This window comes from Paraburkholderia sp. BR14320 (genome assembly GCF_040948665.1).
Classification (GTDB): Bacteria; Pseudomonadota; Gammaproteobacteria; order Burkholderiales; family Burkholderiaceae; genus Paraburkholderia; species Paraburkholderia youngii.
Window position 1 is genome coordinate 1 of record NZ_JBFPKG010000181.1, and the last position, 1447, is coordinate 1447.

1 protein-coding gene and 1 pseudogene are annotated in these 1447 nt (G+C 64.1%); both read right to left on the reverse strand.

Features of this window, described 5'->3' with window-relative positions:
• A partial coding sequence (locus AB3X89_RS39680; RefSeq protein WP_368587991.1) for an ATP-binding protein occupies window positions 1–332 on the reverse strand: 332 nt, incomplete at its 3' end.
• Window positions 329–1447, reverse strand: a pseudogene (istA, locus tag AB3X89_RS39685) (IS21 family transposase); the annotation flags it as partial. The pseudogene istA and the gene AB3X89_RS39680, both read right to left, overlap by 4 nt.

Sequence of the window (1447 nt, forward strand, 5' to 3'; positions counted from 1 at the left end):
CCAGGTTTGCCGATGATCAGCCCGTTCTCGCCCGCGGCGATGAACTTCAGCGCGTTGAGTTGGAAGCAGGCCTGACGCGGGATTTTCGGATTGAACGACCAGTCGAACTCGGCCAGCGTGAGTTTTTCCTCGAGGCCCGACTGCTGGTAACGCCGCTCGATGAGCCGCGACTGACGCCGGTCGAGCTCGTCTTGCAGGATCATGGCAAAGATCTCCAGGAACGGCTGCTGGGTGCCCTGTGCCTGCAGCACGCGGGTCTCCAGTGTGTCGCGTACGCCGGACAGGCGCAGCATCCTGAGCGCCCGCTCGATATCGGGTAGCGTGGTGGTCATACAGTTTCTCCTGTTGTGGGAGGTTGAGAGCTGGCGCTGTGCTGCGCGCCGACGTTGAAGAACTCGCCGTATTCGTTACCCGGGCGGATCAGGGGATGCTCCTGCGTGAGCGGCAAGGCCAGTTGCGGCGCCCGGTCGAGGCGCTCAAGTGCCTGTTCGAACAGCCGCTCGACGACGGCGCGTAGCTGCCGGTATCGATAGAGGTGATGACGCAGGGCGTGATCGCAGGCTTGCTCGACCAGCCAGGCGGGATACTTCTTCGCCAGCGCGACGATGCCCCACATGCCGCGGTGGCCAACGCGACCTTCGGCGTCAAACAGATGCTGGCACAGCGCCTTCGTTTGTGGACCGATGTCGCCGGCGCTGGCTAACGCGACGCTCATCTGGCGCGACGGATTGAATGGCCGCTCGTTCTCGGGAAGCTCGAGCGACCCCGGCTCGGTGTGGCGTGGATGGGTGCGCAGCAGCTCCTGCGAGCGACGATCGCGGATCTCGATCGTGGTGTCGTAGATACGCACGCACACGAGACTCCCGATGGGCGCGCAGGCCGCGCCGCATAGTTGCTGCGATCGACACTCACGGTGGTATCGTCCCAGACAGTGCGCACGACCTCGGTGAAGTAGCGGAAGCCCGTCGCAGGCAGCGGCCGCAGGTGCGGTCTTTCCTCCTGGAACATCGCTTCGACCTGTCGCCGGGCGCGACCATGGATACGTTTGGCGGCCCAGTTCTCTTCCCAGTGCATCAGGAATTCGTTCTGGGCCTCGAGCGATTCGAAACGCCGGCCGGCGAGCGCAGTGTTCTGCGTGTGCTGGATTGCATTCTCAACGGTGCCCTTTCGATTCGGATCACGCACGCGGGCCGGGTCGGCGACGACGCCGTAGTGCTCGAGCATCGCGGCATAGAGCCGGTTGATCTCGGGCTCGTACAGGTCGGGCGTGATGACGCCCTCGCGGAGGTTGTCGAGGACGACGTAACTGATGCTGCCACCGAAGTACCGGAAGGCCTCTTCGTGGAGTTGCGCCCAGACCTGTTTGCTGGACTTCCAGACCACGCGCCTGAAGCTGCGTCGCGAATACCTCAACGTCATGACGAACAGGCGTGGCCGGCGGTAGCGG